The following is a 24002-nucleotide window of genomic DNA, read 5'->3' on the forward strand; positions in this document are numbered from 1 at the left end:
TGGTCTCCTTGTCGGGATCAGGGGATCTTCTGCCCCTTGCGGTTGACGAGATAGGCGGCGGTGACGAAAAGGACGCTGACGCCCAGCATCAGCGTGGAAATGGCCATGATGTTGGGCTTGATGCCCTGCTTGACGCTGCCGAAGATCGCCGTGGGCAGAGTCTCCATCCCGGCGCCCTTGACGAAGTTCGTGATGATGAAGTCGTCGAGCGAGATGATGAAGGCCAGGAGCCAGCCCGAGACCACGCCCGGCATCATCAGGGGCAGCAGGATCAGCCGGAACGCCTGCGCGCGGGTGGCGTAGAGGTCGCGGGCGGCCTGTTCGTAGGTGCCCTCAATCCCTTCGAGCCGGGCGGCGATGGGCAGGTAGGCGAAGGGGATGCAGAAGGTGATATGGGCCAGAAGGATCGTCAGGTAGCCGGTGGTCAGGCCGACGGTCGAGAAGAAGATGAGCGTCGAGACGGCGATGACGATCTCGGGCACCATCAGCGGAAGGTTGATCAGGGCGAAACTGGCCTGGCGGCCATGGAAAGCGCCGCCTCGGATCATCGCCAGCGCGGCGGCGGTGGCGATGGCCGCCGCCGTGGTCGAGGCGATGAGCGCTATGGTGAGCGAGTTCCATGCCGCCTGACCGAAGCGCCCGGCCTCGGGCCCGGTGAAGACATCGCCGTACCAGCGCAGCGAGAAACCGCCCCATTGCGTGATCGAGGTCGAGCCGTTGAAGGAATAGACCGCGACGACCGCGAGCGGCGCGTAGAGCACCAGAAGACAGGCCAGCGTCATCGCCAGAAAGCCGGGATAGTGGCGCACGCCCTTCATCGCCCCGCCCTCCCCTGTGCGCGGGCATAGGCCAGCAGCACCACCATGACCATGCTCATCAGGATCATGCTGACCGCCGCGCCGAAGGGCCAGTTGCCCTGGCTGCCCTTGAACTGTTCGTCGATCAGGCTGCCGATCATGAAGGTCTTGGCCCCGCCCAGAAGGTCGGGCGCGAGGAAGGCGCCAAGCGAGGGCACGAAGACGAGGATCATGCCGGCGACGATCCCCGGCCTGACCACTGGCAGCACGATCTCGCGCAGCGTCGCCCAGCGGCTGGCGTAGAGGTCGGCGGCGGCCTCGGAGAGCGCGAAGTTGTAGCGCTCGACCGCGGCGTAGATCGGCAGCACCATGAACGGCAGGTAGCTGTAGAACAGCCCGAGTTGCACGGCGAGGTTGGTATTGACCAGCGGCAGCGGGCTGTCGATCAGGCCGATCGCCATCAGGCTTTCGTTCAAGGGCCCGGTCTCGCGGATCAGGAACTTGAGCGAGACGGTGCGGATCAGCAGGTTGACCCAGTAGGGGATGGTGATCAGGAACAGCCACACCCCGCGCGTCCGTGCCGGCCGGGTGGCGATGAACCAGGCGGTCGGGAAGCCGATCAGAAGGCAAAGCCCGGTCGCGAGCGCGGCCTGCCAGATGGACCGGGCGAAGATCGTGATGTAGGTCCATTCGATCTGCGCAGGCTCGTCCCCGAAGAGGCCGCGGGTGACGAAGAACTGGTCATAGGCGGCCAGCGTGAAGTCCCATTCGACGCCGCCGCGGAATTCCTTCGTCAGGAAGGAGTAGACCGCCATGAGCGCCACCGGCACCACCATCAGGATGCCGATCACGACCCAGGTGGGCAGCAGCAGCGGACGGACAAGGCCCGCATAGGCCGCATCGGCCGGTCCGCGCGAGGGGCCTGGGCCAGCCATCAGTCGGCCAGAAGGCGCGCGGCGCCTTCCTCCAGGTGAAGGCCGACGCGGGCGCCGGGTTCGGGGGCGGCGACGCGGGCCGCGTTCTGCAGGCGCAGGGTGAAGGGCGTGCCGCCGTCAAGCCGGGCGATGACCTGAAGATCGGTGCCGAGGTAGACCACGCGTTCGACCGTCGCGGTCAGGTCGGCGTCCTGCGACAGGGTCAGCCGCTCGGGCCGGATCGACAGGTGGTGGCGGCCGGTGGCCGAGGTGGCCGAGGGGCAGGTCAGGCGGTGGCCGCCGGGAAGGGCGACGGTGGCGACCCCGCCGGCCACGGCCTCCACCTCGACCTCCAGCAGGTTGGTCTCGCCGATGAAATCGGCCACGAAGCGGTTCACCGGCGCCTCGTAGATGTCGCGCGCCGTGCCCACCTGCTGCACCCGGCCCTCGGACATGACCGCGATGCGGTCCGACATGGTCAGCGCCTCTTCCTGGTCGTGGGTGACGAAGATGAAGGTGATGCCGGTGTCTTCCTGCAATTGCTTGAGTTCCACGCGCATCGCCTGCCGGAGCTTGAGGTCCAGCGCCGAGAGCGGTTCGTCGAGCAGGAGCACCTTGGGGTCAGGCGCCAGCGCCCGGGCCAGCGCGACGCGCTGCTGCTGGCCGCCCGACAGTTGCGCGGGGCTGCGATCGGCGAAGGCAGAGAGATGCACCATCTCCAGCATCCTGCCCGCGCGGTCGCGGCGGGTGGCGGCGTCCACCCCTTTCATCTTCAGCCCGAAGGCCACGTTGTCGATCACGCTCATGTGCGGAAAAAGCGCGTAGTGCTGGAAGACGGTGTTGACCGGGCGGTGGTTCGGTTCGAGCCGCGCGATGTCGTCGCCGAAAAGCCGGATCTCACCCTCGGTCACGTCCTCGAACCCGGCGATCATGCGCAGGAGCGTTGTCTTGCCGCATCCGGACGGGCCGAGGAGCGTGAAGAACTCGTTGTCCGCGATCGACAGGTCGACCCGGTGCAAGGCTGTCACGCTGCCATAGCGCTTGACGGCACGGCGGATTTCCACGGCTGCGGTCATTGTTGCGTTCATACCCCCCAACTGGCAGAGACAAGGCTAGAACCAAGCGTTCCGGGTGGTATATACCCCTAGAGAGGTATCATGGCCGGCCTGCCGAACATCGCCGAATCCCAGTTGGCCGAAACCATCCGCCGGATGGGCCGGCCGGGCTTCGAAAGCGCGCTTCTCGCGTTCTTCCGAAGGATCGTCGCGCCCGACAACCTGATCATCCTGGCCTACCGCGACGCCGGCCCGCCGCAGGTCCTGTTCCGCCAGACCGAACTGCCGCAGGTCTTCGCCCAGCTTGACGACACCTATCTGGGCGGGGCCTATCTGCTTGATCCCTATCACGATCTGCATGTGAGCCGGGTCGCGGCCGGGGTCTACCGGCTGACCGACATCGCGCCGGACGCGTTCCAGCGCAGCCGCTACTTCACCGAATACTACCGCCAGACGACGCTGATCGACGAGCTGACCTTCATCGCCTATCCGGTCGCGGGCGTGTCGCTGAACATCTGCATCGGCCGCGACGCCGCCTCGGGCCGGGTGTTCTCTGCGACCGAGGCCGCGACCTGCCAGCGCATCGCGCCCGTGGTCGTGGCGCTGGCCGAACAGCACTGGGCGGGGCTTGCCGCCGAAACCGGGCCCGCCGACGACGTGGCGGGCGACCTGATCGCCGCGCTGAGAGAGCACGGCATCGACATCACGCCGCGGCAGGCGGAGGTGGCGCTCCTGATCCTGCGGGGGCATTCCACCGCCTCGATCGGGCTGCGGATGGGTTTGTCGCCGCAGACGGTCAAGGTCTTCCGCCGCCAGCTTTACGCGCGCTGCGGCCTGAGCTCGCAGGCAGAGTTGTTTGCCCTGATGCTGCCCCTGCTGCGGGGGTCGTGAGGGCAGGCGACTGCGAGAGGCCCCCCGCGCGCAGGGGTCGCAGGGGGCCACAGTGGACAGGGGGCCGGAGCGTGTCTATCTTCGCTGCCATGGTCCGGCGTCTTGTCACCCTGATTGCGGTCATCGCCATTGCCATCGTCTCGGTGGCGACGGTGGCGCATGCCGCGCGCGTGCCGGCCGATCCCGGCATGGCGCAGGGTCACGTCACCGCCGCCGCAGCGGCGGACGCGCACGATTGCTGCCCCGACACTCCGACCCGGCAGCCGCCGCACGACGCGCTCTGCGCGCTGTCCTGCGCCGGCCTCGTCGGGAACCTTCCGGTGGAACCGGATCAGCCGGCGCGCGCGCCGGCGCTGGTGCAACCGCCGCTGCTGCCCGCGGCGCTGGCCCGCGGGCTGAGCCCCGGGTCGGACGAACGCCCGCCAAGGGCGCCTCTCCTCTGATGTCACCGGGGTGCGGGTTCGCCGTGCCCAGAACGATCCGATGACGCGGGGCGCGCGCACTGCCCCACTTGGAGAGACCCATGACCATCCTGTCCCGACGCGGCTTTCTGGCCGCAGGCGCCTCGGCGCTGACCCTTCCCTGCCTGCCCCGCCCGGCTTTGGCGCAGACGCCGCCGATTTCCCTTGCAGCCGCGCGCCGGACCCTTGACATTGACGGGCGCGCGGCGACCGTCTTCGGCCTTTCCGGTCCGGCGGGTCAGGGCCTGATCCTCGACCCCGGCCAGCGGTTCCGCGTGGACCTGACCAACACGCTGGACGTGGCGACCATCGTCCACTGGCACGGCCAGATCCCCCCGAACGCCCAGGACGGCGTGCCCGACGCGCCGATGCCCGCGCTCGCGCCTGGCGAGACGCGGTCCTACGACTTCGACCCGCGGCCCGGCACCCACTGGATGCATTCCCACATCCCGACGCAGGAGATGCAGCTTCTGGCCGCGCCGCTGATCGTGCGCGCGCCGGAAGACCTGGCCGAGGACCGGCAGGAGGTGGTCCTGTTCCTGCACGACTTTTCCTTCAAGGCGCCCAAGGAGGTGCTGGAGGAGATCACCGGCGGCCACGGCATGGCGCATGCCCACGGCAGCGCCGGGGGCGGCGGCGAACCCGGCGCCGCGGGCGGCGGGATGGAGGGCATGGCCATGGGCGACATGGCCATGGGCGGGATGGCGATGGACCTGAACGACTACGACTGGGACGCTTACCTGGCCAACGACCGCACCCTGACCGATCCCGAGGTGGTGCCGGTCGAGCGGGGTGGGCGCGTCAGGTTGCGCGTCATCAACGCGGCGGCGGCGACCGTCTTCTGGATCGACACCGGCGGACTGCCGGCGCGGCTTGTCGCGGTGGACGGGCACGGGGTGGAGCCGGTCGCGGGCACGCGATTCGGCCTGGCGATGGGGCAGCGAATGGACCTGCAGATCGACCTGCCCGCCGAGGGCGGCGCCTGGCCGGTCCTTGCGCTGCGCGAGGGCGCGCGGGAGCGCACCGGGATCGTCCTGGCCACGCCGGGTGCCGAGGTGCGCCGGATCGAGCCGCAGGCCGAGGCGGAGGCACCGGCCTTCGACACCGACCTGGCGCAGGAATCGCGGCTGGTGACGCGCGACCCGCTGCCCGTCCGCGCGGCCGACCGCAGCCGGGTGCTGATGCTCGGCGGCTCCATGCAGCCCTATGTCTGGACCATCGACGGCGCCACCTGGGGCCGGCATTCTCCGGTCGAGGCGGCCAGTGGCGAGCGGGTGGACCTGTCGTTCCACAACATGTCGATGATGGGTCATCCGATGCACCTGCACGGCCACGCCTTCCAGGTCATCGGCGTCAACGGCAAGGCCATCGCCGGCGCGCGGCGCGACACCGTCTATGTGCCGCCGATGTCGATGGTCACCGTCGCCATCGACGCGGGCGAGGCCGCGCGCTGGATGCTGCACTGCCACCACATGCCCCATCTCGCCACCGGCATGATGACCGAATTCGTCGTCACGGCCGCTGCCTGATCTCCGGGCACTGAGATACCCCGAAAGGAAACCCGATGAAACCGTTTGAACTTTCCCGCCGCGCCGCCCTTTTCGGCGCCTGTGCCGCGCTGGCGCTGCCCGGCATTGCCCGGGCGGCAGGCCCGGTGATCCACGTCCTCAAGGACCCCGACTGCGGCTGCTGCGGCGCCTGGGTCGCCATCCTGCAGCAGGCGGGCTTCGACGTGACGGTCGAGATGAGCGCGGGCACCGCCCTGATGCGATACAAGCAGGACAGCGGCATTCCGGAGACGATGATCTCCTGCCACACCGCCCGGGTGGACGGCTACATGATAGAGGGCCACGTGCCGGTCGCCGACATTCGCCGCCTGCTGGACGAGCGCCCCGACGCGGTGGGCCTTGCCGTGCCGGGCATGCCCTACGGATCGCCGGGCATGGGACCGGAGGAGGAGCGCGACGCCTATGACGTGTTCCTGATCCGGCGCGACGGCACGACCGAGGTCTTCAGCCACTACGACGCCGCCTGAGGCGGCGGCATGCGCGCCGGGCCGTCCTTGCTTGACAGGCAGGGGTCCGGCGCCATAGTTGATCCGATGGTTCCCGAAGCAAGGGATTAATAGGGAACACGGTGAGGATTACCCATCAGGGGCCGAATCCGTGGCTGCCCCCGCAACTGTGAGCGGCAAGAAGACGGTCGATATGCCACTGGCTGCCCCTGCTTCCACGGGGGGAACCGAGCCGGGAAGGCGACCGGACTTCCACGACCCGCGAGTCAGGAGACCTGCCATCCGGTTGTGCGCGTGAGCCAGTTCGGGCGGGGCGTCCGGATTTGCAGGATCACGCCACTTTTGACGTGGAAGGACCATTCACATGCATATCATGGAAGGCTATCTCCCCGCCTCCCACAGCCTGGCCTGGTATCTGGCCTCGGCCCCGTTCGTCGTCGCCGGCACAAAGCGCGTGCGCACCATCGTGCGCGAGCGTCCGGAGGCGCGGATGACGCTGGCCGCCTCCGGCGCCTTCGCCTTCGTCCTCTCGGCGCTGAAGATCCCCTCGGTGACCGGGTCGTGCTCGCACCCGACGGGCACCGGCCTTGGCGCGGTAATTTTCAGGCCGTCGGTCATGGCGGTACTCGGGGTCATCGTGCTCCTCTTTCAGGCGCTGCTCCTGGCCCACGGCGGGCTGACGACGCTGGGCGCCAATGCGTTTTCCATGGCGATCGTCGGGCCCTGGGTCGCCTGGGGCATCTGGCGGCTGGGCCGGTCGGCGGGGCTGTCGATGGCTTTGACGGTGTTCCTTGCGGCAGCACTCGGCGATCTTTCCACCTACCTCTTCACCTCGTTCCAGCTGGCGCTCGCCTATCCCGACGCGGTGTCGGGCGTCCTCGGGGCGATGGTGAAGTTCGGCGGCATCTTCGCCATTACGCAGATCCCGCTCGCGATCGCCGAAGGGCTGCTGACCGTCGTCGTGATCGACGCGCTGACGGGCAAGGTGCGCGACGCCGACAAGATCGGCGTGCTGGCGGGGGAGGTGCGCTGATGCGGTTCTCGCGGTCTTCCTGGATGCTTCTGGGCGTTGCGGCCCTGGTCATCGTCCCGCTGCTGATGGGCGGGGAGTTCGCCGGCGCGGACGGTCAGGCCGCCGCCGCGATCGAGGAAGCGAACCCCGGCTTCACCCCCTGGTTCACGCCGATCTGGACCCCACCCAGCGGCGAGGTCGAGGGGCTGTTCTTCGCGCTGCAGGCCGCCCTCGGGGCGCTGATCGTCGGCTATGCCATCGGGCGCCGTCACGGCCGCGCCCAGGCCGAGGCTGAGCGGGACGGCCCCACTCCGCCCGAAACGCAGAAAAGCTGAGCCATGTCGATTTCCCTGATCGACCGCGCAGCGGCGCTCAGTCGCTGGCGGCGCCGGCCGCTTGCCGAGAAGGTGACGACCGGCCTGGGCTTCCTGGCCCTCGCCATCGTGCTGCCGCCCTGGCCGGGCGCGGCGATGGTCGCGGCCGTCATGCTGGCCCTCACCTTCGGCGGGGCACGGGTGCCCTTCCGCCTCTGGCTTCCGGTGACGCTGTTGCCCTTGGGGTTCCTTGCCACGGGCGCGCTGGTGCTGCTGGTCGAGTGGGGGCCGGTTGGCCTTGCCCCCGCGGCGGGCGGCGTGGCGGCGGCGGTGCAACTGGTGCTGCGGTCCGGCGCGGCGGTGACCTGCCTGCTGTTTCTCGCCTTCACCACGCCGGCGGCGGACCTGCTGTCCGGCCTGCGCCGGGTCGGCGTTCCGGCCGAGATCGTGGAGATCGCGCTGCTGACCTACCGCTTCGTCTTCCTTCTGGGCGACGAGGCGGTGGCCATGACAACCGCGCAGCGCGCGCGGCTTGGCCATGCGACCCGGCAGCGCTGGCTGCGCTCGACCGCGATGGTGATCGCCAACCTGCTGCCCCGCGCGATGGACCGCGCGCGGCGGCTGGAAACCGGGCTGGCCGCGCGCGGCTGGCAGGGGGAGATGCGGGTACTGCACGACCGCCCGGCGGCCTCTCCCCGCATCCTGGGGCTGATCGTGGCGCTTCAGGGCGCGGTCGCGATCCTGGCACTGGCGGTGGCGCCATGACCCCGATCCTGACCGCCGAAGACCTGCGCTTCTCCTTCCCCGGAGAGGTCGCGGCGCTGCGCGGCCTGAGCCTTGCGGTGCCGGAGGGGCGGAGCCTTGCGATCCTCGGCCCCAACGGGGCGGGCAAGTCCACGCTGCTTCTGCACCTGAACGGCACGCTCCGCCCCGGATCGGGCCGGATCACGATGGCGGGCCAACCGGCGGACTATTCGCGCAAGGGGCTGGTCCGCTGGCGCGAGCGCGTCGCCCTGGTCCTTCAGGACGCCGACGATCAGCTTTTCGCCGCCACCGTGTTCGAGGACGTGTCCTTCGGCCCGCTCAACCTCGGCCTTGGCGAGCCCGAGGCGCGCGCCCGGGTCGAGGAGGCGCTGGCCGCCCTTGGCATCGCCGACCTGCGCGACCGGGCGACGCACATGCTGTCGGGCGGGCAGAAGAAGCGGGTCGCGATCGCGGGTGCGCTGGCGATGCGGCCCGAGGTGCTGCTGCTGGACGAGCCGACCGCGGGGCTGGACGCGGAAGGGGCGGCGCAACTGGTGACGACGCTGAAGACGCTGGCCGCGGACGGCGTGACGCTGGTCTTTTCGACGCATGACGTGGAACTGGCCTGGATACTGGCCGACGACGTGGTGCTGTTTCGCGACGGTCAGGCCATGGCGCAGGGGGAGGCCACGGCGATCCTGACGGACCGGGCGATGCTGGCGCGCGTCGGGCTGCATCCGCCGATCCTGGCCGACCTTGCGCTTCATGCGCGCGACAGCGGCCTGATCGCCCCCGCCGAGGCCCTGCCCCGCTCACGCGAGGGGCTGAAGCAGGCGATGGCGGGCTGGCAGCGCAAGCCCGGCACCCCCGGCGGGGCGTAGAAGCCCCCGGGGTCCGGGCCGGGTCAGTCCGGCGCGTCGGCGAAGGCCTCGAACACGTGGGGGCCGGACCGGCTGTTGTCGATCATCGGCAGGACGCGCGCGGGGATCTCGGCGCTGTCGGGGTCGAACAGCCCGCACCGGCGCAGCGCGCCGAACAGCGGCAGGCGTGGCGGCGTCCGTTCCATGTAGGTGCGGACGCAGCAGGGAACGTGATCGCGATTGGCGGAGACCCCGACCTTGACGCCATGAAGCCGGGTCCAGCGGTGCGAGTAATCCGGGTAGAGGACGGTCTGGGTGATCTCGATCCCGGCGGAATACTCGTAATCGTTCAGGAACACCCGGTCGCCGGTCATCAGCGCCGCGCCCTGATAGCGGTAGTGCCGCGCGCAGGGGCGGTCGGCCGGGCCCATCCGTTCCAGCCGCCGGTAGAAGATGTGATCCTCCTCGATCGAGAAGACGACAAGCGCGCGCACGATCTGCCCGCGCGAGGACATCGAGGCGTAGTATTCGAAGAACATCCCCGATAGGTTGAAGATCCGCGGATCGTTGCGGGCGAAGATGCGGTCGAAATGCTGGCGCAGGGTGCGCGTCACGCTGTCCGACGACAGGCCGCGCAGCTTGACGATGCGGGCGAATTCCTCTTCGGGCAGCAGAAGTTCGTAGGGTTCGACGCCGAAGTAGTCGCAGATGCGGCGCATCAGACCTTCGCGCGGGTAGGAAGTGCCGGCGAGGTAGCGGTTGAGCTGGCTGCGGTTCAGCTTGAGGTCCAGCGCCACCCGCGAGATCGAGGGCCGGTAGCCGCAAAGCAGTCTCAGGTTCTGGCTGAAGGGCTGCATGATGCATTCCGATGCTTTTTCGGCGTCTTGTTGCGCCAGTTCATGCATCTCTGCATACTTGTCCCAAGTCTCGCCGGTCAAGAGATTAGGGCATGCAGCGGCGTAGAGACGGGGAAGAGCGATGCGGATCGGAAAGGCGGAAAGGCGCGCAACCATCGGCATCGTCGCCGGGTCGGGGCCGGAGGCGGGGCTTGACCTCTGGGCCAAGGTTCTCAGGCACAATCAGGCCGCCTTCGGGGCGGCGTTTCGCGGCGATCTCGATGCGCCGCGCGTCGTCGTGGTGTCGGAGCCGGACCTGGGCCTGTCGATGGACCTTGCGGCCAACGACGCGGCCGTGTGGGCGGCCTTGCAGCGGGTGCTTTCGGCGCTGTCGCCGCAGGTCGATGCCTTCGCGATCGCCTGCAATACGCTGAACTGGTACGCCCCGCGCATCGCCGCGCTGGATCTCGGCGCCGAGTTCATATCGTTCCAGTCGGCGATCGCGGACTGGATCACGCGCACGGGCACTGCGCGCGTGGCGCTGCTGGGTGCCGCGCCGGTGACCGCGATGGGCGACTGGTCGGCCTATCGCGACCTGCGCGACCTGGTGGAGGTTGAGGTGCCCGCCGACAGCGCGGCGCTGCACCGCCTGATTGAGGATGTGAAACGGCTTGGCAGTGCGGAGGCGACGTTGCGGCCGCGCTTCCGGGCGCTGGTCGAGAACCTTTCGGCCGATGTCGTGCTTCTGGCCTGCACCGAACTGCCGCTGATCGCGGATATCGGCACCGACCGGACGCTGGTGGACGTGACCGATCTTGTCGCCGCGAAACTGGCGGAACGGTCGCTGGCACCCACGAAACTCCGGGTGGGGGACGCGGGCTTGCGGTGACGTCGGGGCGCGGTGCGCATGGCAAGGATTGCGCCGCCGGGGCGCGTGGTGAAAGCTGGCAAGGCGCGGAATGGAAGCGAGACAGGGGATGCGTTGGTGACGGAGATTCTGGTGATTCATACCGGCGGCACCATCGGCATGGCGCCGGGTCCCGAGGGCCTTACCCCGCAGGCGGGCGTGGTGGAGCGGGCGCTGGGAAGCCTTGCGCCCGAGGGCGCGCGGATCACGGTCAATGCCTTCGACCCGCTGGTGGACAGCGCCGAGATGGGCCCGGTGGAGTGGAACCGGATCATCGCGGCCGTACAGGGGTTCCGGGGTGCCGGGGTCATCGTCACCCATGGCACCGACACGATGGCCTACACGGGTGCTGCGCTGAGCGAGGCGCTGGCGGGGATCGCGGTGCCGGTCGTGCTGTGCGGAGCGATGCAACCCCTGAACACCGGGGGCGACGCCGAGGCCAACCTGGCCCTCGCCCTCGACATCGCGCTGAAGGGGGCGGCCGGGGGTGGGGCAGGCGTCTGGCTGGCCTTCGCCGGCCGGCTTCTGCCGGGGGCGGGGTTGGTCAAGCACGATTCCCACAAGGCCGATGCCTTCCGTGCCGTGCCGCAGGTGCCGACGCCCGGGCCGATGCGGCCGCGCCGCTTCGCCGACCGGCGGGTGGCGATCCTGACGCTGTCGCCGGGGATGCCGGTCCCCGCCCTTGCGGCGATGCTGGACAACCTGGACGGCGCCGTGCTGCGCGTCTTCGGCGCGGGCACGGCGATGTCCGACCCCGCGCTGCACGCCACCCTTTCCGCAGCCATCGCGCGGGGCTGCCGCCTCCGCGCGGTCAGCCAGTGCGAGAGCGGCGGGCTGGAGCCAGGCGCCTACGCCGCGGGCGCCGCGCTCTGGCGCGCGGGCGTCGAGAACGGCGGGGCGGAGACGCCCGAAACCGCGCTGGCGCGGCTTTGGCTTGCCCTGTCGGAGTGACCGGGCCGCGCGCCTTCGGTGCCGCCTTCCCTGCCCTTCCCCACGGCCCCGGCTCCAAAACGGGGCGTGCACCGGGCTGATCCCACCCCGCATTGATGCTATTTGGCGCATTTAATGACTGCAACCGCATCCATCTGACCCGCTTAGCGCAATAGGGAATGGCGGCCCCATGCGTTACCATGCGCGAAAGGGAGAACCGCGGCAGACGCCGCATCCAGAGGGAGGGACAGATGGAATTCCTGCAATCGCTGTTCGGCTATGTCGACAGCCTGACCTGGGGGTGGTCGCTCATCCCCATCCTGGTCGTCTTCGGCGTGTTCATCACCATCATGTCGGGCTTCGTCCAGATCGAGTTCTTCGGGCGCATGTTCCGCGTGCTGTCGGGGCGCAACCAGAACACCGACCCCAACGCGATCAGCGCGCGCGAGGCGCTGCTGGTTTCGGTCGGGGGGCGCGTCGGCGGCGGCAACATCGCGGGCGTCGCGGTGGCGATCACGCTGGGCGGGCCAGGCGCGGTCTTCTGGATGTGGTGCATCGCGCTCGTGGGCATGGCGACGAGCCTTGTCGAATGCACGCTCGCGCAGATCTACAAGCGCACCGACGGCGAGCATTCCTTCCGCGGCGGGCCGGCGGACTATATCCGCCACGGGCTTGGCGCGCGCTACCGGTGGCTGGCCATCGTCTATGCCATCTGCCTTCTGGCGGCCTTCGGGCTGGGCTTCAACGCCTTCCAGGGCAACACCGTGGCCGGCGCGGTCCATGACTCGCTCGGCATCAGCCGCCTGATCACCGGGGCGGCGCTGACCGCCGTGACCGGCATCGTCATCTTCGGCGGCATCAAGCGCATCGCCAAGGCGGCCGATGTCGTCGTGCCGGTCATGGCGATCGGCTACCTTGCCCTGGCGCTTGTCGTCATCCTGATGAACATCGGAGAGATTCCGGGCGTCATCGCGCGGATCGTCTCGGGCGCCTTCGGCTATGAGGAGGCCATCGCCGGCGGCATGGGTGCCGCGATCGCGCAGGGGCTGCGCCGCGGCCTTTTCTCGAACGAGGCGGGCCTTGGTTCGGCGCCGAACGTCGCCGCCACCGCGCTGGTGCGCCACCCGGTCAGCCAGGGCGTCACGCAGTCCTTCTCGGTCTTCATCGACACCATCGTGATCTGTTCGTGCACCGCCTTCATCATCCTGCTGGGCGATGTCTACGTGCCGGGCGCCGAGGGCGTGGACGGCGTGGCGCTGACGCAACAATCGCTGGCCAGCCACTTCGGCGAATGGTCGCGCTATGCGCTGACGCTGGCGATCCTGCTGTTTGCCTTCTCCTCGATCATCTACAACGTCTACCTGGGCGAGAACGCGCTGGCCGCGATCACGCCGGCGCCGCAGGCGATCCTCGTGCTGCGCGTCCTCATCCTCGGCCTGGTGTTCATGGGGGCGGCCGCGCCCTCGGCGACCTCGGTCTTCTTCTTCTCCGACCCGATGATGGGGGTGCTTGCGCTCGTCAACCTGGTCGCGATCCTGATGCTGTTCCCCGTCGCGATGCGCGTCGTGGACGACTTCCGCGCGCAGTTGCGTGCGGGCGTCGAGCGGCCGATCTTCGACCCGTCGAAGTTCCCCGACCTCGACCTTGACCGTGAGGCCTGGAACCCGGGCCGCTGGAAATGACAGAAAAGGGGCCGCCTTCGGGCGGCCCTTCCATCAGGCGGGAGCGATCGCCCGCCATACCGGAGACAGACATGACGACCGACCTGCGCACCGAAGAAGACAGCCTGGGCACGATGGATCTGCCGAAGGACTGCCTCTGGGGCATCCACACCCAGCGCGCCATTGACAATTTCCCGATCTCGGGCATCCCGCTGTCGCATTTCCCCGAATTCGTCCGCGCGCTCGCCTGGGTGAAGAAGGCCGCGGCCGGGGTGAACCGCGCGCTTGGCGCGCTCGATGCGGGCAAGGCCGAGACCATCGCGGCGGTCTGCGACGAGATCATCGGCGGGGCGCATCACGACCATTTCCGCGTCGACATGATCCAGGGCGGCGCCGGCACCTCGACCAACATGAACGCGAACGAGGTGATCGCGAACCTCGGCCTGATTCGGATGGGGCACTGCCCCGGCGACTACGCGCGGCTGCATCCCAACGACGACGTCAACCGATCCCAGTCGACCAACGACGTCTACCCGACGGCGATGCGGCTGGCCATCGTCAGCCAGTGTGCGCCTTTCCAGGCGGCGCAGCGGCGGCTTTCGGCGGCCTTCAGCGAACGCGCGGGCGCCTTCGCGCAGGTGCACAAGATCGGCCGCACGCAGCTGCAGGACGCGGTTCCGATGACGCTTGGCCAGGAATTCGCGGGCTTTGCGGCCACCATCGACGAGGATGTGGAGATCATCGGCCGCCTGTCGCAACTGCTGCTGGAGGTGAACCTCGGCGGCACCGCGATCGGCACCCGGGTCAACACGCCCGAGGGCTATCCCGAACGCGCGATCGCCGAACTGGCGCAGGTGTCGGGCTTCGAGGTGAAGCTGGCCGCGAACCTGATCGAGGCATCGTCGGACGCGGGCGCCTATGTCACCTTCTCGGGCGTCTTGAAGCGCATTTCGGTGAAGCTGTCCAAGATCTGCAACGACCTCAGGCTGCTGTCCTCGGGCCCGCGCTCGGGCTTCAACGAGATCCGCCTGCCCCCGGTGCAGGCCGGGTCATCGATCATGCCGGGCAAGATCAACCCGGTGATCCCCGAGGTGGTCAACCAGGTCGCCTTCCAGGTCATCGGCAACGACCTGACGGTGACCATGGCGGCCGAGGCGGGGCAGTTGCAGTTGAACGCGATGGAGCCGATCATCATCCTGAACGTGCTGCAGTCCATGCGCATCCTGATGCAGGCGATGGACACGCTGGCCGAACGCTGCGTGAAGGGGATCGAAGCGAACGTGGCGCAGTGCGAGGGGATGCTGGAAAACAGCCTCGTGCTGGCGACGATGCTGGTCCCGCACATCGGCTACGCCAAGGCCGCCAAGGTCGCCAAGACCGCGCTGGCCAAGGGGCAGAGCGTCACAGAGACCGCCGTCGAACTGGGCTTCGGCACGCGCGAGGAGATCGCGGCGATGATCGCGGCGCAGATGTAGCGATCCTGACGCGGGGGGCCGGGCGGGCCCCCTGCCCTACCCTTCGGCCTCGTCGATCAGGTGGCGGACCCAGCGCGCCGCGGCCCAGGTCGCGGGCAGGCCGAGCGGAATGGACAGGATGAGTGCGGCATGGGGCGACAGCGCGGGCAGGCCCAGCGCCTGCCCCATCAGGCCCAGCAGGAAGAGGTTGATCGCCACGGCCGCCGCCGTGAACGGATAGAGCACGACCCCGAGCTTCCAGAGCGGCCAGCGCCCCTCAGTGGGATGTGCCTTCCTCGAAACGGGTCTTGTTCCAGACATTGTATTTCCCCGAGGGCTTGCGCATCGGCAGGCGCCTGACTTCTTCCAGCGTGCGGGCGTCATAGACGATCACCGCGCCGTCATCCTCCCAGACCGAGACCAGCGCATGCGATCCGTCGCGGGTGAATTCCACATGCGCGACGGTCTTGCCCGGCGCGGGGTCGAGCGTCCTGACGATCTGGAGCGTTTCCTTGTCGATGACGTGCATCTTGTCCTTGTTCGGGCCGAAGAAGACATCGGCCCAGACATAGGGCGAATTTTCATGGCTGCGCAGGAAGAAGCCGGGGCCGGCGGTCGGGATCGTGGCGACGACCTTCCAGTCGGCCACGTCGATCACGCTCAGCATCCCCTCGCGAAGGTGGGGCGTGGCCATGACCCGGCGCCCGTCGCGCATCCAGCTGATGCCCGACCCCAGATGCGGCATGCCCGGCAGCGGTAGTTCAGCGATCTCTCGCCCGACGTCGAGGTTGACGACCACGCCCTTGTCGCCCTCGCGGTTGGTGCCGATCAGGTTGCGGTAGGCGGGGCCGAAGAAGAAATCGTCGATCGGCGCGCCGACCATGATCCGGCGGCGGGCGAACAGGCCCTGCTCGGCGGCCAGGCTTTCCTCCATCCCGGCCTCGTGGCTGTGCACGAAGCCGTCGTGATAGGGGCCGGCGTCGGGATCGGTCGCCACCTCCCATATCTCCGGCACGTCCTTCAGCGCGAGGACGAAGCTCTTGCGGTCGGGGGCCTGATAGACGGCGGAGACACGGCTGGGCGTGCCATCGCGCCCGGTGACGTCGATCACCCGCGCCACGCTCAGGTCGGCGGTGGACAGGATGGTGAGCGTCCGCGGCAGGTAGTTGGCGACCGCCAGCCACTGTCCGTCATGGCTCATCGCGATGTTGCGGCTGTTCAGGCCCGCGCGGACGCGACCGACCTCGTGCAACGACCAGATATCGTATTTCTGCACCCAGCCGTCGCGCGACATGATGAAGACGAAACGGCCGTCGGGGGTGAACTTCGGCCCGCCATGCACCGCGAAGGGGGTGGCGAAGCGGTCGAGCACGTCGAAGCTGTCGCCGTCGAGCACGCTCACATGATGGTCGCCGGTTTCCACGACAAGGGTGATGTTCAGCGGGTCGGCGGTGAAGACGGGGGCATCGGCGGCGACGTAATCCGCCCGGAACTCGCGCGTGGCGTCGATGTCGGCGGTGGTCCAGTCCGGCGTTTCGGCCAGGGGTTCGGAGATGTAGGCGGCAAGGGACGCGATCTCTTCCGGCGTCAGTTCGCCCGCGAAGGCCGGCATCTGCGTGGCCACCCGGCCCTCGGCGATGATCGCGGCCAGATCCTCGCCCTTGATCCGGCCCAGCGCCTCGGGGATCAGGGCCGGGCCGGTCCCGCCCAGGCGCGTTTCAGCGTGGCAGGCGGCGCAATGCTCCGAAAAGAGCGCGGCGGCATCGGGCGCGGCCTGCGCGGGCGCGGCGAGAAGTGCCACGGCGGTCGCCAGAACGCGCAGGGCGCCGGCACAAGGCGCTTCCCTCCCCACGGGGCGGGGCGGCGGCGCAGAATGGCGACGGCGCGGGTCAGAAGAAACGATGTGCCGGATCATGGCTCTTGCCCCGGAAGGGGGTGACGGCCAGGCGGCCTGCCTCCTCCACCCCGATTTCCTCGTTCGAGAGATAGCAGGCGGGATCTTCGGCCCAAGGGTCGCCCGTGACCTGCAGGGCGCGGATGCGGGTGTTGCCGCCGCAGACCGACTGGAAGGCGCAGGCGCCGCAGCGCCCCTTCAGCGGGCGCGGGCGCTGGCGCAGCGTTGCCAGCATCGGATCGGACCCGGTCCAAAGCTCGGAGAACGGGCGCTCCTTGACGCTGCCCACGGTGTAGTCCGACCAGTAGGTGTCGGGATGGACCTTCCCCTGCGGGTCGATATTGGCCACGCCCAGGCCCGAGGAATTGCCGCCCCAGGCCTCCAGATGTTCGCGCAGATGGGCCACGCGGCGGGCGTCGAACCTGTCTTCGGCCCAGCGCAGGAACCAGACCGCGTCGGCGTCGTTGTTGCCGGTCACGATGTCGAGCGGGCGGCCGCCTTCCACCGCGTCCCAGGCGCGTTCGATCAAAAGGTCCATCGCGGCCCTTGTCCGGGCGTGCGCCGTATCCTCGCCCCGGTGCTTGTCGCCGCGCCCGGCATAGACGAGGTGGGAGAGGTAGAACTTGTCCACCCCCTCGCCCTCGCAGAGGTCGAGCATGTCGGGAAGGGTGTGGGCGTTGTCCTCGGTGATGGTGAAGCGCAGGCCGACCTTCACGCCGCGCGCCTTGCAGGCCCGGACCCCGGCCAGCGCCGCGTCGAAGGCGCCGTCGACGCCGCGGAACCAGTCGTTGACCGCGCCGATCCCATCGAGCGAGATGCCGACATAGTCGAAGCCCAGCGCCTCGATCCGGTCGGCATGCTCGGCCACCCGCGTGCCGTTCGTGGACAGGCTGAGGTGGCGGAAGTTGAGCGCGCGGGCGCGTTCGGCCAGTTCGAAGAAGTCGAAGCGGCTGAGCGGTTCGCCGCCCGACAGGATCAGCGCGGGGATGCCGAAGGCCGCGAGGTCGTCGAGCACGCCCATCGCCTGCGCGTGGTTGAGTTCGCCGGGAAACTGCACGTCGGCCGAGGTGGTGTAGCAGTGCCGGCAGCGCAGGTTGCAGCGCCGCGTCAGGTTCCAGATCACGACCGGCTTGACCGGCCCGGTGCGGCGGCGCACCGACGTCGGTTCCACCAGTTCGTGCATGTATTGCGTCAGCCGGAACATGTCCTAGCCCTCCCTCAGCCGCAGGCCGGTCTTCTTCAGGATCCGGGTTGAATAGAGGACATCGGAGGCCCGGCAGGCGTCGCCCAGAAGGGCCGCGATCTCTTGCCGCTTCGCCTCCACCGCGGCGCGGTCGTGGCCGTGGATCATGGCGAAGAGATTGTAGGGCCAGTCGGGCAAGGCGCGCGGGCGCAGGTAGCAGTGGCTGACGAAGTCGAGCGCGCCGACCCGTTCGCCCAAGGCCTCGGCCCGGTCGTCGTCGATGTCCCACACGCTCATCCCGTTCGCGGTCACGCCCAGCGCATAGTGGTTGGGCGCCAGCGCGATGCGGCGGATGACGCCGCTTGCCTGCATGGCGGAAAGCCGTGCGATCACCTCGGCCTCGTCCAGGCCAAGCCAGCGCGCGACCTCGGCATAAGGTGCGGGCGCCAGTGGCAGCCCGCCCTGCGTGGCGGCGATGATGCGGCGGTCGATGGCGTCCAAACTCATGCCTGCACCCGGAATCCGATGAAGAATTCCCTCAGTTTCGGAAAGCGCAGGACCTTGAGACCGGTTTCGCCCTCGATCGCCCGCGCGGTGGTTTCGATGCCCTTGAGACTGTCGGTGGCCAGAACGAACCACATGTTCAGCCGGTGGGCACGTTCATAATTGTGCGCGACCTCGGGATGCGCATTGACCAAAGTCACGACCTCGTCGAAGCGGTCGGCGGGCACGGCCATGGCGCAGAGGCAGAAGGCCCCGCCCATCGCCTCGGCGTCGAAAAAGGGGCCGAAACGGGTGATGGCGCCCTCTTCCCGCAGGTTCTGGATGCGCGCGATCAGGTCCGATTCGTCGATGCCAAGGGCGGCGGCTGCGTCGCGGAAGGGGCGCGGCGTCAGCGGGAACCCGTCCTGCAGCGCGTTCAGGATCGCGCGGTCGGTCGCGTCGAGTGCATCGGCGGGAAGCGGCGCGCGTCTCATGCCGCGTCCCCCTGCAGGAGCGCGCCCTGCTGCTTGAAGCAGCGGGTGGAGAAGAGGACGCGGTGGCTGGCCCCGGCCAGGTCCGGCAGGGCCACGGCGCCGGCGAGGGTGTCAAGCGCCTCGGCCCGGCTCTGGGCGTGGATCATGGAGTAGAGCGGAAAATCCCAGACGCCGGGCACCGTTTCCCGCCGGTAGCAGAGCGTCACGCCCCGGTGGCTAGCCAAGGCGCGGCCCGCCGCCTCGATCCGGCCCTCGGGCAGGGACCAGACCACCATCGCATTCGCCGTCCAGCCGATTGCGCGGTGGCGGACGATGATGCCGACGCGGGTCAGGAGGCCCGCATCGGCAAGGCGCGCGACGGTCGCGATCACGCCGGATTCGGTGCGGCCCAGCGCGTCGGCCACGGCCAGGAACGGGCGCGGCACCAGCGGCAGGCCCGCCGCCAGCGCCTGAAGGATCGGGCGATCGCCCGCATCCAGCGCGTCAAGCCGCACCGTCCGCGCCTCGGGCATCGGCGCGCGTCCGCCGGCGCCCAGCCGGAAGCCGAGGTCGATGTTGAACGGCCGCACGAGCCGCAGGTCGAGCACGCGAATGCCGGTCCGGCGCGCGATCCGCGCCAGCGCGGCGTCAAGTTCGGCTCGGTCGGGCGCGGTGGCGACGAACCAGAGGTTCCAGTCATCCTCGCGCAGGTAGGAATGGTTGACGCCGGGTTCCGCACCGACGATGGCCGCGACCTCATCGATCCGCGCCTCCGGAACGGCCATGGCGGCAAGCGTGGAGGCGCCCGCGGTGTTGGGCCGCACGGTGGCGCCCACGCGCGACACCTTGCCCTGCGCGTGTAGCGCCCGAAGCCGCGCGATCACCTCGCCCTCGGCCACCCCAAGCACGTCGGCGAGGACGGCGAAGGGGCGCGGGACCAGCGGCAGGTCGCGCTGGAACTCGTCCATCAGGCGGCGGTCGACGGGGTCGAGGCGGTCGAACATGGTCAGAGCCCCGTCCGGTGCGCGCGCGCGGTGAAGAAGATGCCCGACGGGCTTTCGGCCGCGATCTCGCCCACCCTCTCGAAGGTGCGGGTGTCGTAGATGGCAACGGTGTTGTCGTCGCGCGCGGAAATCCAGACCTCTGCCCCGCGCGGGGCGAATTCCATGTGCAGGACCGCCGCGCCGGGGGTCAGGGTCTGCACCACCTCGTGCGTGCGGCTGTCGACCACCTGCACGGTGTCGTTCAGGGGCGTGGCGAAGTTGACCCAGACGTAAGGCGAGGCCGGCTGTTCGACGATGAAGACCGGCTGGCCGTGGACGGGTGTGCGCGCGACCTCCTCAAGGCTCTCGCTGTCGACCCACAGAAGCTCATGCCGGCCCACAGCGGGCAGGACATACTGGCCTTCGGTGAAGGCCCAGCCCTGAAGGTGCGGCATCTTGTAGACCGGCAGGTCGTCCTCGGTCTTGCCGTAGTCCTGCAGGAAGCGGACGGGTTTCGGCACCTCGTCCCAGAGGTCGATCGCGGTCACGCCCTTTTCGCCGAAAAGCCCGATCAGATAGGTATGGGCATCCTCGGTCAGCACCGCGTCGAAGGGGTTCTTGCCGACGTCGCCCAGTTTGTTCACCACCATCTCGGGGCCGGAGAAGTCGGCCAGGAACGCCTCGCCGGTTTCCCAGGTGGTCCAGGCGAAGCGGCGGCCGGGCACGTCGACCAGTCCGATGGTCTTGGCACCCGCCGGGATGTCGGCGATCTGCTCCAGGGTCTCCGCGTCGAAGACCTTGACGCCGCCCGGCTCGTAGTTCGAAACCGCAACCAGCCTGCCATCGTCCGAGATTGCCCCGCCGATGGAATTTCCGCCCTGCACGATGCGCTTGACGATCTTCTGCGCCAGGATGTCGATCTTGGTCAGCCCGCCGTCGCGGCCGAAGACATAGGCGAAGCGTTCATCGGGGCTGTAGGTCAGCGCCGCGTGGGACAGGTCGCCCAGCCCGTCGATCCGGCCGATGGCGGCACGGTCGGAGCGGTCGACGATCAGCACCGACCCGGTCGCCCGTTCGATCACCACGCCAAGGTCGCCGGTGGCGCGAAGGCCGTCGAGCGCGAGGGCGGGACTTGCCGTGACGAGCGCGAGCGTGAGGATGAGCGCCTTCATTCCGCACCTTCCTTCAGATAGTTGGCGATCCAGAGCGCGTCCGCCTCGCTCAGCACCGGGCGCCAGGACGGCATCGCCGTGCCGGGAACGCCGTCGAGGATGATGAGCGCGAGGCCATCGGGTTCGGCATGGGCCAGCGCGTCGGGCGTGAGCGGAGAGCCGAGGCCGCCCCGCATCGTCAGCCCATGGCACGACCCGCAGTCCTGGATGAGCATGTGTTCAAGGGTTGCCGCCCGCTCCGGGCCGACCTCTGCCATCGCGGGCAGCGTCAGGAGGAGAAGGGCCGCAAGGCTACGCATAGGCCGCCATCCCCGCGCCCTCGCAGGCCAGCGCGTCGGCCAGCGCGACGCTGTCGTAAAGCGACACGACCCGGCCGATGACGAAGAGGACCGGCGCCTCGGGTTCAGTCGTGGCGATGTCGGCCGCGATGGAGCCGAGCGTGCTGGCGATGCGCTGTTCGGCCGGGGTCGTGGCCGAGGCCACGGCGAGGACCGGCAGGCTCGCCGGGAGCCCATGGCGCATCAGCTGGAAGGCGATTTCGGCGATGTTCGCAGCCCCCATGTAGACGACGAGCGTCGTGTCGAGGCTGGCCAGAGAGGCCCAGTCAAGGTCGAGCCGCGCGTCGCGCGCCCGGTGGCCGGTGACATAGCGCACGCCCGTCGCCAGGCCGCGATGGGTCAGCGGCACGCCGGTCGAGGAGGATGCGCCCTGCGCGGCGGTGATGCCGGGCACATAGCTGACGGCGATGCCTGCGGCGCGCAGCACCTCCGCCTCTTCCGAGCCGCGCCCGAAGATGAGCGGATCGCCGCCCTTGAGCCGCACCACCGTCAGCCCCTCGAGCGCGAGGTCGACGAGGATCCGGTTGATGGCGTCCTGCGAGACGCGGTGGCAGCCGGGCATCTTGCCGACGTCGATGCGGCGCACGCCCGCCGGGACAAGCGCCATGATCTCCTCGGACACCAGCCGGTCGAAGACCACGACATCGGCCGATTGCACGAGCTTGAGCGCCCTGAGCGTCAGAAGGTCCGGGTCGCCGGGTCCGGCGCCGACGAGGAAGACCTTGCCGGGAATGAGATCTTTCATGGCCGTCATCCTGTGAGAGGGAACGGGCGAGGGGTTCGAAGGGACATAAGAACCCCCCGCCCGCCAGTCGGCGTCAGTAGACGTCGTTCCGCGTGTTGTAGACGTTGAACTTGCCGGTCGGCGTGACCAGGCGCGGATCCTTGATCACGGTCTTCAGCTCAAGCGTCTTGTCGTCGACCACGACGATGGCCGATTCCTTCTCCTTGCCGTTCCAGACAGAGAACCAGATCTCCGATCCGTCCTTGTTGAACTCCGGCTGCACCACGCGCGGCTGGCCGTCCGCGATGCCCGCCCACTCGCCGATCGGCAGGGTGGTGAATTCGGGGTCCACGTTCGGATCGCCGCCCATCGCGGCGATGTCGAAGACCGCCACACTGGCCGAGATTTCCGCATCCGGGTTCAAGGGCGCGTCGACGTAGAGGTGCTGGCTGTTCGGGTGGGTCTTGATGAACAAGGACCCGCCGCCCAGCGCATAGAAGCTGTCGACGATCTTCCAGGCCTGGTCGGCATGCCCTTCCGGGTCGGTCCCGAGCAGCGCCACGCTTTCGTCGCCAAGGTGCGAGGTCGCCCAGACCGGCCCGTAGACCGGGTGGGTGAAGTTCGCGCCGCGGCCCGGGTGCGGGGTCGCCCCGCCGGTTTCCACCAGCGCGGTCAGCTTGCCTTCCTTGGTGTCGACGACGGCGATCTTGCCGCGCGCGTTGGCCGCCACCATGAAGTAGCGGTGCGTGCTGTCGAGCCCGCCGTCATGCAGGAAGCGTTCGGCCTCGATCTCGGTGGTCTTGAGGTTCTTCAGGTCGGAGTAGTCGACCATCAGGATCTTGCCGGTTTCCTTCACGTTGACGATGAATTCCGGCTTGAAGTGCGAGGCGAGGATGGAGGCCACCCGCGGTTCGGGGTGATAGATCTGCTCGTCATAGATGTTGCCGCGGGTCGAGACGATCTTGAGCGGCTCAAGCGTGTCGCCGTCCATGATCACGTACTGCGGCGGCCAGTAGGCGCCGGCGATGGCGTACTTGTCCTCGAAACCCTCGAACTTGGAGGTTTCGATCGAGCGCGCCTCGGAGCCGATGCGAATTTCCGCAACCGGGGCCGGGGTTTCCATCCACAGGTCGATCATCACCACCTTGGCGTCGCGGCCGATGACGAAGAGATAGCGGCCCGAGGCCGAGATGCGGCTGATGTGCACCGCATAGCCGGTGTCGATCACGGCCTTGATCTCGTAGGTGCCGCCGTCGATGAGGGCGATCTGCCCGGCATCGCGCAGCGTCACCGACATCAGGTTGTCGATGTCGATGTCGTTCATCTTCTCGGTCGGGCGCGCGCTCGGCTCGACAAGAACCTTCCACGAGGCGCGCATCTCGGGCATGCCGAATTCCGGCGGTGCCGGCGGCTCGAGCAGCAGATAGCGCGCCATCAGGTCGACGTCGGCTTCGGACAGTTCGCCCGAGGTGCCCCAGTTCGGCATCCCCGCGGGCGAGCCGTAGGTGATGAAACTTTGCAGGTAGTCGTAGCCGTTCTCGCGCGTGATGTCGGGCGTCAGCGGCTTGCCTGTCGCGCCCTTGCGCAGGACGCCGTGGCAGCCGGCGCAGCGCTCGAAGTAGATCTGCGTGCCGCGCTGGAATTCCTCCTGCGTCATCACCGGGTCGTCGGCCTTGCGACCCGGAATCTCGACCTGGATCTGGCCCAGGGTGGTCATCGACGGCTCGTAGGCCGCGGCCGGCCCGTCGGTATGGTCCTTCGGCTTGTCCTGGGCAAGCGCGGGGCCTGCGATCAGGGCAAGCGCCAGCGCGGCGCTGCTGAGCAGCACGCGTCTGGCACGGTTGGCTCGGAATGTCATGGGGTTTCTCCGTTCCGCTGGTGAGGCTGAGGGGACCATGCGGC

General features: G+C 68.9%; 26 protein-coding genes and 1 riboswitch. Of the genes, 12 read left to right on the top strand and 14 right to left on the bottom strand.

All coding sequences use genetic code 11. The annotated features are described in order from the left end of the window. Positions 1-17: 17 nt before the first annotated feature. From N5I32_RS08480 to N5I32_RS08490, 3 genes are read right to left on the bottom strand one after another with little or no spacing between them, the layout of a single operon-like run. Positions 18-818, bottom strand: coding sequence for an ABC transporter permease (locus tag N5I32_RS08480; protein ID WP_261494964.1), 801 nt, complete (start codon positions 816-818; stop codon positions 18-20). Further along, a complete protein-coding gene (locus N5I32_RS08485) occupies positions 815-1732 on the bottom strand; it encodes an ABC transporter permease (protein WP_261494965.1) in 918 nt (305 codons plus the stop codon). Before N5I32_RS08485 ends, N5I32_RS08480 begins: the two co-directional genes overlap by 4 nt. Further along, positions 1732-2787 carry an ABC transporter ATP-binding protein gene (locus tag N5I32_RS08490; protein WP_261494966.1) on the bottom strand — a complete coding sequence of 352 codons (1056 nt, stop codon included), beginning with the start codon at positions 2785-2787 and terminating at the stop codon, positions 1732-1734. Before N5I32_RS08490 ends, N5I32_RS08485 begins: the two co-directional genes overlap by 1 nt. Positions 2788-2868: 81 nt before the next feature. Here N5I32_RS08490 and N5I32_RS08495 point away from each other — a divergent pair, with 81 nt between their 5' ends. From N5I32_RS08495 to N5I32_RS08530, 8 genes are all read left to right on the top strand, one after another. Continuing rightward, entirely contained in the window at positions 2869-3657 is a 789-nt protein-coding gene (locus tag N5I32_RS08495; RefSeq protein WP_261494967.1) for a helix-turn-helix transcriptional regulator, read from the top strand. Positions 3658-3728: 71 nt separating this feature from the next. Further along, on the top strand, positions 3729-4100 hold the full coding sequence (locus N5I32_RS08500; RefSeq protein WP_261494968.1) for a hypothetical protein: 372 nt from the start codon (positions 3729-3731) through the stop codon (positions 4098-4100). Positions 4101-4180: 80 nt separating this feature from the next. Next, on the top strand, positions 4181-5647 hold the full coding sequence (locus N5I32_RS08505; protein ID WP_261494969.1) for a multicopper oxidase family protein: 1467 nt from the start codon (positions 4181-4183) through the stop codon (positions 5645-5647). Positions 5648-5682: 35 nt separating this feature from the next. Next, positions 5683-6153 (top strand): DUF411 domain-containing protein, encoded by a 471-nt coding sequence (locus N5I32_RS08510; protein WP_261494970.1) that lies wholly within the window; start codon positions 5683-5685, stop codon positions 6151-6153. Positions 6154-6203: 50 nt separating this feature from the next. Further along, a riboswitch (cobalamin riboswitch) is annotated at positions 6204-6429 on the top strand. A gap of 67 nt (positions 6430-6496) precedes the next feature. Next, positions 6497-7165, top strand: coding sequence for an energy-coupling factor ABC transporter permease (locus N5I32_RS08515; RefSeq protein WP_261494971.1), 669 nt, complete (start codon positions 6497-6499; stop codon positions 7163-7165). Further along, entirely contained in the window at positions 7165-7479 is a 315-nt protein-coding gene (locus N5I32_RS08520; protein WP_261494972.1) for an energy-coupling factor ABC transporter substrate-binding protein, read from the top strand. Before N5I32_RS08515 ends, N5I32_RS08520 begins: the two co-directional genes overlap by 1 nt. A 3-nt stretch (positions 7480-7482) precedes the next feature. Continuing rightward, positions 7483-8223: a cobalt ECF transporter T component CbiQ gene (gene cbiQ / locus N5I32_RS08525; RefSeq protein ID WP_261494973.1), complete on the top strand. Its 741-nt coding sequence runs from the start codon at positions 7483-7485 to the stop codon at positions 8221-8223. After that, positions 8220-9083: an energy-coupling factor ABC transporter ATP-binding protein gene (locus N5I32_RS08530; RefSeq protein ID WP_261494974.1), complete on the top strand. Its 864-nt coding sequence runs from the start codon at positions 8220-8222 to the stop codon at positions 9081-9083. The genes cbiQ and N5I32_RS08530 overlap by 4 nt, the downstream gene beginning before the upstream one ends. A gap of 23 nt (positions 9084-9106) precedes the next feature. Here the strand turns inward: N5I32_RS08530 and N5I32_RS08535 are convergent, their stop codons facing one another. Then, the gene (locus N5I32_RS08535; protein WP_261494975.1) at positions 9107-9919 is read right to left on the bottom strand and encodes a helix-turn-helix domain-containing protein; all 813 of its coding nucleotides are present in this window, start codon (positions 9917-9919) and stop codon (positions 9107-9109) included. Positions 9920-10040: 121 nt separating this feature from the next. On the opposite strand from N5I32_RS08535, the gene N5I32_RS08540 reads away from it, so the two are divergent. The 4 genes from N5I32_RS08540 to N5I32_RS08555 all read left to right on the top strand — a co-directional run bounded on the left by N5I32_RS08540 (position 10041) and on the right by N5I32_RS08555 (position 14871). After that, positions 10041-10787: an aspartate/glutamate racemase family protein gene (locus N5I32_RS08540; protein WP_261494976.1), complete on the top strand. Its 747-nt coding sequence runs from the start codon at positions 10041-10043 to the stop codon at positions 10785-10787. Positions 10788-10883: 96 nt separating this feature from the next. Further along, entirely contained in the window at positions 10884-11756 is an 873-nt protein-coding gene (locus tag N5I32_RS08545) for an asparaginase domain-containing protein (RefSeq protein WP_261494977.1), read from the top strand. A 230-nt stretch (positions 11757-11986) separates the two neighbouring features. After that, a complete protein-coding gene (locus tag N5I32_RS08550) occupies positions 11987-13417 on the top strand; it encodes an alanine/glycine:cation symporter family protein (RefSeq protein WP_261494978.1) in 1431 nt (476 codons plus the stop codon). 71 nt (positions 13418-13488) lie between these two features. Next, positions 13489-14871 carry an aspartate ammonia-lyase gene (locus tag N5I32_RS08555; protein WP_261494979.1) on the top strand — a complete coding sequence of 461 codons (1383 nt, stop codon included), beginning with the start codon at positions 13489-13491 and terminating at the stop codon, positions 14869-14871. A gap of 36 nt (positions 14872-14907) precedes the next feature. Here N5I32_RS08555 and N5I32_RS08560 read toward each other — a convergent pair whose 3' ends face one another. The 10 genes from N5I32_RS08560 to N5I32_RS08605 all read right to left on the bottom strand — a co-directional run bounded on the left by N5I32_RS08560 (position 14908) and on the right by N5I32_RS08605 (position 23958). Beyond that, the gene (locus N5I32_RS08560) at positions 14908-15171 is read right to left on the bottom strand and encodes a hypothetical protein (protein WP_261494980.1); all 264 of its coding nucleotides are present in this window, start codon (positions 15169-15171) and stop codon (positions 14908-14910) included. Continuing rightward, positions 15128-16651 carry a cytochrome D1 domain-containing protein gene (locus tag N5I32_RS08565; RefSeq protein WP_369414267.1) on the bottom strand — a complete coding sequence of 508 codons (1524 nt, stop codon included), beginning with the start codon at positions 16649-16651 and terminating at the stop codon, positions 15128-15130. Before N5I32_RS08565 ends, N5I32_RS08560 begins: the two co-directional genes overlap by 44 nt. 88 nt (positions 16652-16739) lie before the next feature. Further along, on the bottom strand, positions 16740-17948 hold the full coding sequence (nirJ, locus tag N5I32_RS08570; RefSeq protein WP_261494981.1) for a heme d1 biosynthesis radical SAM protein NirJ: 1209 nt from the start codon (positions 17946-17948) through the stop codon (positions 16740-16742). Between the two features lie 3 nt (positions 17949-17951). Further along, positions 17952-18434, bottom strand: coding sequence for a siroheme decarboxylase subunit beta (gene ahbB, locus N5I32_RS08575; RefSeq protein ID WP_261494982.1), 483 nt, complete (start codon positions 18432-18434; stop codon positions 17952-17954). Next, positions 18431-18904, bottom strand: a complete 474-nt coding sequence (locus tag N5I32_RS08580) for an Lrp/AsnC family transcriptional regulator (protein ID WP_261494983.1) — start codon at positions 18902-18904, stop codon at positions 18431-18433. Before N5I32_RS08580 ends, ahbB (N5I32_RS08575) begins: the two co-directional genes overlap by 4 nt. After that, the gene (gene ahbB, locus N5I32_RS08585; protein ID WP_261494984.1) at positions 18901-19887 is read right to left on the bottom strand and encodes a siroheme decarboxylase subunit beta; all 987 of its coding nucleotides are present in this window, start codon (positions 19885-19887) and stop codon (positions 18901-18903) included. The genes N5I32_RS08580 and ahbB (N5I32_RS08585) overlap by 4 nt, the downstream gene beginning before the upstream one ends. Before the next feature lie 2 nt (positions 19888-19889). Continuing rightward, positions 19890-21038: a cytochrome D1 domain-containing protein gene (locus N5I32_RS08590; RefSeq protein WP_261494985.1), complete on the bottom strand. Its 1149-nt coding sequence runs from the start codon at positions 21036-21038 to the stop codon at positions 19890-19892. Continuing rightward, a complete protein-coding gene (locus tag N5I32_RS08595) occupies positions 21035-21337 on the bottom strand; it encodes a c-type cytochrome (RefSeq protein WP_261494986.1) in 303 nt (100 codons plus the stop codon). Before N5I32_RS08595 ends, N5I32_RS08590 begins: the two co-directional genes overlap by 4 nt. Then, complete coding sequence (gene cobA, locus N5I32_RS08600; protein WP_261494987.1) at positions 21330-22121, bottom strand: uroporphyrinogen-III C-methyltransferase; 792 nt, start codon at positions 22119-22121, stop codon at positions 21330-21332. The genes N5I32_RS08595 and cobA overlap by 8 nt, the downstream gene beginning before the upstream one ends. A 73-nt stretch (positions 22122-22194) precedes the next feature. Continuing rightward, positions 22195-23958: a nitrite reductase gene (locus N5I32_RS08605; protein ID WP_261494988.1), complete on the bottom strand. Its 1764-nt coding sequence runs from the start codon at positions 23956-23958 to the stop codon at positions 22195-22197. Between the last annotated feature and the right edge of the window lie 44 nt (positions 23959-24002).

This window comes from Albidovulum sediminis (genome assembly GCF_025380365.1).
Classification (GTDB): Bacteria; Pseudomonadota; Alphaproteobacteria; order Rhodobacterales; family Rhodobacteraceae; genus Albidovulum; species Albidovulum sediminis.

What these genes read in the sequence shown, in the direction of transcription:
- ahbB (WP_261494982.1), bottom strand. Translation starts at nt 18,434, where the DNA reads ATGAGTTTGGACGCCATCGACCGCCGCATCATCGCCGCCACGCAGGGC.
- nirJ (WP_261494981.1), bottom strand. Translation starts at nt 17,948, where the DNA reads ATGTTCCGGCTGACGCAATACATGCACGAACTGGTGGAACCGACGTCG.
- N5I32_RS08530 (WP_261494974.1), top strand. Translation starts at nt 8,220, where the DNA reads ATGACCCCGATCCTGACCGCCGAAGACCTGCGCTTCTCCTTCCCCGGA.
- N5I32_RS08495 (WP_261494967.1), top strand. Translation starts at nt 2,869, where the DNA reads ATGGCCGGCCTGCCGAACATCGCCGAATCCCAGTTGGCCGAAACCATC.
- N5I32_RS08595 (WP_261494986.1), bottom strand. Translation starts at nt 21,337, where the DNA reads ATGCGTAGCCTTGCGGCCCTTCTCCTCCTGACGCTGCCCGCGATGGCA.
- N5I32_RS08605 (WP_261494988.1), bottom strand. Translation starts at nt 23,958, where the DNA reads ATGACATTCCGAGCCAACCGTGCCAGACGCGTGCTGCTCAGCAGCGCC.
- N5I32_RS08520 (WP_261494972.1), top strand. Translation starts at nt 7,165, where the DNA reads ATGCGGTTCTCGCGGTCTTCCTGGATGCTTCTGGGCGTTGCGGCCCTG.
- N5I32_RS08480 (WP_261494964.1), bottom strand. Translation starts at nt 818, where the DNA reads ATGAAGGGCGTGCGCCACTATCCCGGCTTTCTGGCGATGACGCTGGCC.
- N5I32_RS08490 (WP_261494966.1), bottom strand. Translation starts at nt 2,787, where the DNA reads ATGACCGCAGCCGTGGAAATCCGCCGTGCCGTCAAGCGCTATGGCAGC.
- N5I32_RS08555 (WP_261494979.1), top strand. Translation starts at nt 13,489, where the DNA reads ATGACGACCGACCTGCGCACCGAAGAAGACAGCCTGGGCACGATGGAT.
- cobA (WP_261494987.1), bottom strand. Translation starts at nt 22,121, where the DNA reads ATGAAAGATCTCATTCCCGGCAAGGTCTTCCTCGTCGGCGCCGGACCC.
- cbiQ (WP_261494973.1), top strand. Translation starts at nt 7,483, where the DNA reads ATGTCGATTTCCCTGATCGACCGCGCAGCGGCGCTCAGTCGCTGGCGG.
- N5I32_RS08540 (WP_261494976.1), top strand. Translation starts at nt 10,041, where the DNA reads ATGCGGATCGGAAAGGCGGAAAGGCGCGCAACCATCGGCATCGTCGCC.
- N5I32_RS08535 (WP_261494975.1), bottom strand. Translation starts at nt 9,919, where the DNA reads ATGCAGCCCTTCAGCCAGAACCTGAGACTGCTTTGCGGCTACCGGCCC.
- N5I32_RS08485 (WP_261494965.1), bottom strand. Translation starts at nt 1,732, where the DNA reads ATGGCTGGCCCAGGCCCCTCGCGCGGACCGGCCGATGCGGCCTATGCG.
- N5I32_RS08505 (WP_261494969.1), top strand. Translation starts at nt 4,181, where the DNA reads ATGACCATCCTGTCCCGACGCGGCTTTCTGGCCGCAGGCGCCTCGGCG.
- N5I32_RS08515 (WP_261494971.1), top strand. Translation starts at nt 6,497, where the DNA reads ATGCATATCATGGAAGGCTATCTCCCCGCCTCCCACAGCCTGGCCTGG.
- N5I32_RS08510 (WP_261494970.1), top strand. Translation starts at nt 5,683, where the DNA reads ATGAAACCGTTTGAACTTTCCCGCCGCGCCGCCCTTTTCGGCGCCTGT.
- N5I32_RS08580 (WP_261494983.1), bottom strand. Translation starts at nt 18,904, where the DNA reads ATGAGACGCGCGCCGCTTCCCGCCGATGCACTCGACGCGACCGACCGC.
- N5I32_RS08550 (WP_261494978.1), top strand. Translation starts at nt 11,987, where the DNA reads ATGGAATTCCTGCAATCGCTGTTCGGCTATGTCGACAGCCTGACCTGG.
- N5I32_RS08590 (WP_261494985.1), bottom strand. Translation starts at nt 21,038, where the DNA reads ATGAAGGCGCTCATCCTCACGCTCGCGCTCGTCACGGCAAGTCCCGCC.
- ahbB (WP_261494984.1), bottom strand. Translation starts at nt 19,887, where the DNA reads ATGTTCGACCGCCTCGACCCCGTCGACCGCCGCCTGATGGACGAGTTC.
- N5I32_RS08560 (WP_261494980.1), bottom strand. Translation starts at nt 15,171, where the DNA reads ATGTCTGGAACAAGACCCGTTTCGAGGAAGGCACATCCCACTGAGGGG.